This window comes from Aeromonas sobria, assembly GCF_006243315.1.
Classification (GTDB): Bacteria; Pseudomonadota; Gammaproteobacteria; order Enterobacterales; family Aeromonadaceae; genus Aeromonas; species Aeromonas sobria_A.
Genome location: NZ_NKWE01000039.1, coordinates 160,153 through 167,264, shown reverse-complemented (window position 1 = coordinate 167,264; position 7,112 = coordinate 160,153). Strand labels below are relative to the sequence as shown.

Below are 7,112 nucleotides of genomic sequence, written 5' to 3'. Positions count from 1 at the left end.
AAAGGGCCGTTGGAGACCACAACGTTGATAGGTGGGGTGTGTAAGCGCGGCGACGTGTTGAGCTAACCCATACTAATTACCCGTGAGGCTTAACCATACAACACCCAAGAAGTGTTCTGAGACTTGTAACAGACCGCAAGAACTACTAACTAATTCAGTGATAGCGACAGGCAACAGCCACTCAGTCGTTATTTACGTCAGCTTTTTCAGATTGAAGTAATTCGCCTGGCGGCCATAGCGCCGTGGAACCACCTGATCCCATGCCGAACTCAGAAGTGAAACGCGGTAGCGCCGATGGTAGTGTGGCATTCGCCATGCGAGAGTAGGACACTGCCAGGCACCCAATACAGGAAACCCCGCTCGATGAGCGGGGTTTTTTATTGGCTGCAATTCAGAAAATCGCCTGATAATTGACCGTTTTGACCCTCATATTCTGAATTTCAGTTTGGCTGACTATTCTGTTTTTATCCTAGCGACCCTAAAGGTTGATAGGGGGGGCTGCCTTTAGACCATTCATCCTGCGCATATTGGGATGGTCATATTGAGATGGTGATGGTTATCAATCCACTACCTTTTTGTTAAAAGTGCGGTCCCTCCAAGGGCCTGGCCGAGACTTGAATCGGCCACGTGTTACTCACAGTTCTGTCAAATGGAGTGATATAGCCATTTTGTTGGAGGTTATCTGTTTGGATATACCTCAGAACGCCCTCTTTTTCCGTTCAGCCTTGCTTTTTTGCTGACACATTCAGGTTCGATTGTGCGCCGGATCTGCCCGTTTTTCCACGGCACTCTGTTGCTCGCTAATTAACAGTTTCGAATAGTAGATTACTGATGTATGCCGCCTCTATATATGAAAGTGGGTAGCATCGTAGGGGGCTGGCTTGGTTGCTTCAGGCTTTTCCTGTTCGATCGCTGGAATGCCTGATACAGTCACGCTTTCGGCAAGATATTGTGCTATTAAATCAGATGCTTAGGCGGGAATGAGCATTACAATACGGGACATCTGGTAGCGAGTGCTTTGCTTCTGCGGTAGTAGCGGCGTGGTATTGCGACGGGATGCGCCAAACACCGACCTTCTCGTGGCTGCAGTTACTGGAAACTATAAAAAAGCCGGTGCAGTTGCACCGGCCAAAAGGCATTGGAAACCTCAAACTGACTGGCTGTTACCAGTTTTTGCCGAGGCGGGCATCCACACTGAAGGCACCCGCACCAGCCGCCGCCAGCGCCAGGAAACCACCGGCCACTGACACGTTCTTCATAAACATCAGCATCTGCATCTGTTCGGCAGGCTGATAGTGGAAAATAAAGGCAGCCATCAGGGTGAAACCGGCCAGCAGCACCGACAGGCTGCGGGTAAAGAGACCGAGCACGATGGCAAGGCCACCGCCCAGCTCAAGCAGGATCACCAGCGGCAACATAAAGCCCGGCACGCCCATCGCTTCCATATAGCCCTGAGTACCGGCATAACCGCTGATCTTGCTCCAGCCCGCCATTACGAACATCAGCGCCAGCAGTACACGACCCGCCAGCAGTGCCAAATCTTTCATCTTGTCCATTTCATCTTCCTCGTTTGTGTCACATCACCGCTGACTGCTTCAGGGTAGGTCAAATAACAGGGCTTGAGTGGCACTGGTTGCGACCAACTCCCACCGGTATTCATCACGACTGAGTACCCCGTCGCCGGGTCGGGCAGCCAGACCGTTGGCGGTCAACTCCCCTGAAATCATCTGCAGGTAACCGTGTCGGCCGGCCAGCGCCCATTCGAGCGTCTCGCCCGGGGCCAGCTCCAGCCGCCATACGCGGGCCTGTTGGCGGATCCTGAAGGATCCCGCCTCCCCATCCGGTGACGCCACCAGCGTCATGCCCGGTCTGGACTCTATCTTCTTCTGCTGATATCCGGGTGGCGTGCCGAACTCGTTCGGCTCGATCCAAATCTGCAACAGGGAGAGAGGAGCCGTCTGCGAGGGGTTGTACTCGCTGTGGCGGATCCCGCTGCCTGCACTCATCAGCTGGAAATCCCCTGCCGGGATCTGCTCGGCATGGCCGAGGCTGTCCTTGTGCTCAATGGTGCCTTGCAGCACGCAGGTGAGGATCTCCATATTGGCGTGAGGGTGGGTGGCGAATCCGCCACCCGGCGCAACCAGATCCTGATTGATCACCCGCAGCACCGAGTGCCCCATCCACTGTGGGTCATAGTAGTGACCGAAGGAGAAACTGTGGCGCGCGTCCAGCCAGCCAAAGTTGGCCTTGCCCCGCGCTTCTGCGGCTCTCAATTGCATCATGGTCTGCTCCTCATCTATCCGGGCTTCGACTTAGCGGGGGTTGCCACCACCGATGCCAAACGGCATACGATATTCGCTGCTCTGGCCAGCCAGGCTGACGGTCAGGTTGCCCTGGGTACGGCTCGGGATCCGCACCTGCTGGGTGCCAGTTAGGTTGGCGTGGACTGATGCCAGCAGATCGCCAGACTCGTCACGCACTTCCAGCATCGGATTGGCTTTGCCATCCACTGCGGCAGTGGCGTTCCAGTTCACAAACAGCACGCCCGGGGCGGCGTTGATGTCAGCCGGTACGGAAGCCTGGGCGAAACCAGTGGTCATCAGGCCTGCAACGGCCAGCATCTTGATTACGTTTTTCATGTTCATTCACTCTCTTGTTTTATATGTCATTGCCAAGGCCTTTTCGGCCAGAATCAATGCATCCATGCAAGAGGTTATTCAAATAGTGTGTTGTTCTTTCACCGACATCAGACAGACCGATTTGGTGTGTCACAGTGCGGAACTTCCCGCATATTTGGCCGCTCGACGTTCCTGCCTAAGCGTTGATTGAATATTAAAGACACTTGGCCTAACTTGTTAGCGAGATAAACTGGCAAACATGTTCAAAAAAATTGAAGGTATGAAATGGCCAAGGAATCGAACAAGGAACGGGCGCTGACCCTGGAGGCAATCCGGGTGCTGGACGCCATCGACCGCCGTGGCAGCTTCGCGGCGGCGGCCGACGAGCTGGGCAAGGTGCCCTCGGCATTGAGCTACACAGTGCAGAAGCTGGAAGACGAACTCGACGCCATGCTGTTTGACCGCAGCGGCCACCGCACCAAGTTCACCCCAGCGGGACGCATGCTGCTGGAGCGAGGCCGGGTGCTGCTGGAGGCAGCCGAGCATCTGGTGGGTGAGACCCGGGCGCTGGCCCGTGGCTGGGAGACCGACATCACCATCGCCGTTGATGCGCTGGTTCCGCTGCAGGCCCTCTACCCCTTGGTGGAGAAGTTGGCCGAGCAGACCGATACCAGACTGCGACTGCGCGCCGAGGTGCTGGCGGGCAGTTGGGAGTGTCTGGAAGATGGCCGTGCCGACCTGCTTATCTCCTCGATCAACCCGGACATCATGATGACCGGCATCAAGCATCAGGTGATCAAGGAAGAGGTGATGCTCTACGTCGCCCATCCCGATCATCCGCTGCATCAGGAGCCGGAGCCTCTGGCGGATGAGACCCTGCGCCGCTACCGCGCCATCGCGGTGGCCGACTCGGCCCTGCGCAAACCGGTGCTCACCTATCGCCTGTTGGACAAACAGCCGCGCCTCACCGTCAGCACCATGGCGGAGAAACGCGAGGCCCTGCTGGCAGGGATCGGCGTCGGCACCATGCCACAGAGTTGGATCGACGAGGACATCAAGGCCGGACGGCTCAAGGTGATCAGCCCCGAATATCGTCATCAGTTGCAGGTGGTGCTGGCCTGGCGGCGGGATACCATGGGCAAAGCCAAAAGCTGGCTGGTGCGGGAGATACCAAAACTATTTGCGGCCGGTGAAAAATGAGATCCAGTTAACAGATCACTCAATTGTTCGCCTCACTTGACACCCGAGGCTTTTATTGGTCACATAGCCGCCTCATTTGAACCAATGGAATCTGTAAAAAATGAAAAAGACTTTGCTGGTAGCCCTCGCCACCCTGCCCCTGTTTGCCAATGCCGGCCTGATGGACTCGCTGACCGACAGCGTCACCAGCAGCGTAAAAGATGCCGCCAACACCGCCGTATCTGGCGCCATGGACAGCGCATCCAACGAAGCGATCAAGCAGGCGCTGGATATCAAGGAAGGCGGCTCCAACAAGCAGGCTATCAAAGAGAAGCTGGGCGCACCTGCCTCCACCAAGACCGAAGCCGGTCTGGAAGTGTGGACCTATGATCTGGATGCCCTGAACAAGGCCTCTCCGCTGCTGGCAGAAACCACCAAGACTCTGCTGAAAGATACCGACGCGGCCAAGAAGAACGTGGTCATCAAGTTCGAAGGCGAAACCGTTAAGAAAGTAGACCTGACCGACAAAACTCAGGGCTAATTTCGCTCGTCCGGTGGACAAGGGCAACAAGCCCACACCGGCACAGATAGCAAGAGGGGGAGCACCGAGCTCCCCCTCTTTTATTATCTGCTTGTTACACCTTGAAGCGATGCACCAGCGCCACCAGCTGGCGATTGGACTCCAGCAGGGTGGCCGAACTCTGTTCGGTATTCTGCCCGTTATCCACCAGCAGATTGACCATATCGCGGATAGTGACCATGTTACGGTTAATCTCTTCGGTTACCCGGCTCTGCTCCTCTGCCGCAGTCGCAATCTGGGTACCCAGATCGTTGATCTGCACCACGGCATCCGCCATCTTGTCGAGCCCGCCGGTCACCTGTTCGGTATTTTCGGTCGCCGCCTGACAGCTCTGCTTGGTGTGCTCCATGGCTACCACGGCTTCGGCCACCCCCTGCGTCAACCGGGAGAGCATGCTCCCCACCTCGGCGGTGCTGTTCTGGGTTCTTGCCGCCAGCGCGCGCACCTCATCGGCCACCACGGCAAAACCACGCCCCTGCTCACCGGCCCGCGCCGCCTCGATGGCCGCGTTGAGTGCCAACAGGTTGGTCTGGGCAGCAATATCGCCAATTACGCTAAGTACACTGCTGATTTGGCGGGCATCTTCCTGCATCCCTAATACTTTGGTCGCTGCAAGATCCACTTCGTCGATCAGCGCAGCCACACTGGCAGAAGCCAGACCCACCACCTTGCGGGACTGAATCGCCTGACCATTGGCCGACTCGGTAAAGCTGGCGGAATCGCTCGCGTGGTGCGCCACGCTGTCGGCAGTGGAGCTGAGTTCGGTCAGGGCGGTGACCACCTGATCGGTCTCGGCGGCATGCTCACCGAGAATGCGTCTGGCCTGCCCCGTCTGTTGGTCAAGCTGGGCCAGCTCACGGGTAATCAACTCTGTGGTCTCGGTCACTTGTACCATCATCTGTTGCAGATAGGCGATAAAGCGGTTCACCGATTGGGCGATATGGTCCAGCTCATCGTGCCCCTTGACCCGGATCCGGGCAGTCAGGTCAGCATCCCCGGCCGAGAGCGCATCGATATTCTGCTTGAGGGTGTCGAGTCGACTGCCCAGTTGCTTGATGGCCATCAACATCAGCGCAAACAGCAACACCACCAGCGGTAGCTGGATCGCCGCCAGCGTCTTGAGCACCTCCTGACTGTCGTGGGTCAGGGTGCTGGTCGGCAGCGCCGCTGCCAGCAACCAGGGAGTTCCTTCTATGGGTTGCATCAGCAATGTCTGCTCTTCACCCAGCTCCTGAAAAGTGGTGCGCTGCAACGCGGCGCCATTACCCGGCCTCAGCAGGCTGGCGATGGCGCTGGCAAAAGGATAGTCCCCATGAGATGAGAGGTTGCCCAGCACCACATCCCCGTTCAAACGGCCATTCTTGCTGAGGATCTTGCCATCGGCTTCGACGATCATCACCTGACCACCGATCTCCTGCTCTTTTTTGGCGACCAAATCATTGAAGAAACCCAGCGTCACATCGATGGTGGACACCCCGTAGAGGGAACCATCACGGTAGATCCCCATGGCGCAGTTGGTTCGCGGCTGTTGGCTGGCACCGTCCTTGTAAGCCGCCGCCCAGACACACATGCCTTTCGCCGCCTGCTGCCCGGCTCTGTGCCAGGGCTGCTCGAAATAGTTGGGCGCCTCGGCCGAGTTCCAGTAGGTGTTAGGGATCAGCTGGTTGGCACCATCCCGATGAAAGAAGGTACTGAACTTGATGCGACCGGTTTCCCGCTGATCCGGCATCGGCCAGATGCCGCCACCAAACACCATGGCATTACCATATTGATCGATCAGAGCAGGGAGAACGGCATCGATCTGCTCGCTCGGCAGCTGGGCAACCAGCTGGGTGATACTGCGTGACTGACTCTGGACCCCGTTGAGCTGATCGCGAATGTCGGTCGCAATCTCGCTGACTCGCAGCACCAGATTCTGCTCACCCGCCCGTTGCAGCTCGGGTTTGACCCATAACTGGATGCCGATAACGGTCAGCACACAGACCGCCACCATGAATCCCAGAAAAACGGCGGTATATCGCCCCTTGATTGTCCCCAGATCCCAACCCATACCCTCTCCTGTTTACGGCCACTGCTAACTGCAGCTTGTTATAAGAGCGGGCATTATCTTGCAATTCGCTCACGGCGCGTTTGCCATCGCTCACATAAGCGACAGCAAGATAACGATTCGAGCAAAAATGGATCGATGGGATCACAAAAAGGGTGGCCTCGGCCACCCTTGGGTTTATAACAGCAGGCGCTGTTACTGGTTCGCTTCGGCGAACTGCTTCATCGCTTCGGCGTGCTTGGTCATGCCAGCGGCACGCTCGTTGAGGTTCTTGATGAACTCCGCCTTCTTGGCCGGATCTTCAATGCGGTCATAACGTTGCTGCAGGTTGGCCTGGATCTGCTCCGGGGTCATGTTCTGCATGCGGGCCATCTTGTCGTGGCGGCCACCGTGGTGTTTGCCACCTTTCATACCACTGCCATCCATCGGGCAGTCCATCATGGCACCTGGCTGACCGGTGGGGGCGGCTTCACTGGCGGCATAGGCGCCCAGCGGCAGGCCAAGGATCAGGGTGGCGGTCAGCAGGGTTTTGGTCAGCTTTTTCATGGTTTATCTCCGGTAGGGATGATTCTGGTTCGGCGCTCTTGCCTTGCCCTCAAGTAAACACCCGTCAAGTGTCTGAACTTTGCCAGCATCACCCTTTTTTGTAGCAGAGTGTGGCATCGTGCTGATCTGGCACACTTTGACA

7 protein-coding genes and 2 rRNA genes are annotated in these 7,112 nt (G+C 57.1%); 4 read left to right on the top strand and 5 right to left on the bottom strand.

Annotated elements, in window-relative coordinates; genetic code table 11:
- Together CF137_RS13040 and rrf are read left to right on the top strand one after the other, a co-directional pair.
- Positions 1-97: ribosomal RNA gene (locus CF137_RS13040) — 23S ribosomal RNA — on the top strand; the annotation flags it as partial.
- Positions 98-224: 127 nt separating this feature from the next.
- Positions 225-339: ribosomal RNA gene (gene rrf / locus CF137_RS13035) — 5S ribosomal RNA — on the top strand.
- An 824-nt stretch (positions 340-1,163) separates the two neighbouring features.
- Here rrf and CF137_RS13030 read toward each other — a convergent pair.
- Genes CF137_RS13030 through CF137_RS13020 form a run of 3 tightly spaced genes read right to left on the bottom strand, consistent with a single transcriptional unit; the run spans position 1,164 to position 2,645 of the window.
- Positions 1,164-1,556 carry a DoxX family protein gene (locus CF137_RS13030; RefSeq protein WP_101320844.1) on the bottom strand — a complete coding sequence of 131 codons (393 nt, stop codon included), beginning with the start codon at positions 1,554-1,556 and terminating at the stop codon, positions 1,164-1,166.
- A gap of 39 nt (positions 1,557-1,595) precedes the next feature.
- Positions 1,596-2,282, bottom strand: coding sequence for a pirin family protein (locus CF137_RS13025; protein WP_139719506.1), 687 nt, complete (start codon positions 2,280-2,282; stop codon positions 1,596-1,598).
- A gap of 30 nt (positions 2,283-2,312) precedes the next feature.
- Positions 2,313-2,645: a hypothetical protein gene (locus CF137_RS13020; RefSeq protein WP_101326329.1), complete on the bottom strand. Its 333-nt coding sequence runs from the start codon at positions 2,643-2,645 to the stop codon at positions 2,313-2,315.
- Between the two features lie 258 nt (positions 2,646-2,903).
- Here CF137_RS13020 and CF137_RS13015 point away from each other — a divergent pair, with 258 nt between their 5' ends.
- Positions 2,904-3,818 carry a LysR family transcriptional regulator gene (locus CF137_RS13015; protein WP_139719504.1) on the top strand — a complete coding sequence of 305 codons (915 nt, stop codon included), beginning with the start codon at positions 2,904-2,906 and terminating at the stop codon, positions 3,816-3,818.
- Between the two features lie 100 nt (positions 3,819-3,918).
- Positions 3,919-4,338, top strand: coding sequence for a hypothetical protein (locus CF137_RS13010; RefSeq protein ID WP_101326333.1), 420 nt, complete (start codon positions 3,919-3,921; stop codon positions 4,336-4,338).
- 94 nt (positions 4,339-4,432) lie between these two features.
- On the opposite strand, the gene CF137_RS13005 is transcribed toward CF137_RS13010, so the two are convergent.
- Together CF137_RS13005 and CF137_RS13000 are read right to left on the bottom strand one after the other, a co-directional pair.
- Entirely contained in the window at positions 4,433-6,427 is a 1,995-nt protein-coding gene (locus CF137_RS13005) for a methyl-accepting chemotaxis protein (RefSeq protein ID WP_139719502.1), read from the bottom strand.
- A gap of 192 nt (positions 6,428-6,619) precedes the next feature.
- Complete coding sequence (locus tag CF137_RS13000; RefSeq protein WP_098971767.1) at positions 6,620-6,970, bottom strand: hypothetical protein; 351 nt, start codon at positions 6,968-6,970, stop codon at positions 6,620-6,622.
- Between the last annotated feature and the right edge of the window lie 142 nt (positions 6,971-7,112).